This window comes from Falsihalocynthiibacter sp. BN13B15 (assembly GCF_041205415.1).
Classification (GTDB): domain Bacteria; phylum Pseudomonadota; class Alphaproteobacteria; order Rhodobacterales; family Rhodobacteraceae; genus Falsihalocynthiibacter; species Falsihalocynthiibacter arcticus.
On record NZ_JBGFCE010000060.1, the window covers coordinates 1 to 1,048 of the forward strand.

A 1,048-nucleotide genomic window follows, 5' to 3' on the forward strand; every position below is an offset into this window, starting at 1 on the left:
GCTGATCTGCTCTTAGGCGTGATTAGCCGCTAACCATCTGTGCACTTGGGGTCGACTGAGAAATCGCCGTTTCCTCATCCGTCATCTCTTCCTCGATGCCTTCAAACAACGGAGTCGAAAGGTAGCGCTCGCCGGTATCGGGCAACATAACAAGTAGCACTGAACCCTTCGGCGCGGTCTCTGCGATTTTCATCGCGATCGCAAAGGTAGAGCCGCCGGATATACCGGTGAAAATACCTTCTTCAGCTGCCAGACGCCGCGACCATGAGATGCCGTCGGATCCCGCCACAGGTAGAAGCTCATCGTAGTAAGATCCGTCCACCGCCTCTTGCAGTACATATGGGATAAAGTCGGGCGTCCAACCTTGGATCGGATGCGGTTCGAACGCTGGATGACTTTCTGTCGGCTGATGGGCATCGTTTCTGGTGTTGATATAACCGGATGCCAAAATCGCCGAATTGACCGGTTCAGTTAGGACGATCTTGGTATCTGGCCTGCTTTTCCGTAGCACGCGCCCGACGCCGGACACCGTTCCGCCTGTGCCATAACCCGTCACCCAATAATCGAGCCGCTCACCTTCAAAATCGGCGAGTATTTCGCGGGCGGTCGTGCTTTCGTGAATGTCGGCATTGTCTGGTGTCTCAAACTGGCTGGCCAGAAACCAGCCATTTTCCTCGGCCAGTTCTTTCGCTTTAGTGTACATTCCAAAGCCTTTCAGGGCGCGAGGCGTGAGAACGACCTTTGCTCCAAAAAAGCGCATCAAACGCCGCCTTTCGACAGAAAAACTGTCTGCCATAGTCACGACAAGCGGATAGCCCTTGGCCGCGCACACCATTGCCAGACCAATGCCGGTGTTGCCGGACGTTGCCTCTACGATGGTCTGCCCGGGTTTCAGGCGTCCATCGCGCTCGGCGGCCTCAATGATATTGACCGCCAATCGGTCCTTGACGGATCCGCCCGGGTTGAACGCCTCAAATTTTACGTAAACCTGAACATGGTCTGGTGCAATATTGTTGATGCGCACAGTCGGTGTGTCGCCGATTGTATC

Annotated in this window: 1 protein-coding gene; it reads right to left on the reverse strand. The window is 55.0% G+C overall.

Annotated features, from left to right (window positions below):
• Nucleotides 1-22: 22 nt before the first annotated feature.
• Nucleotides 23-1,048: cysteine synthase A (gene cysK / locus AB9F26_RS22120; protein WP_369769113.1), on the reverse strand; the 1,026-nt coding region annotated here is incomplete at its 5' end.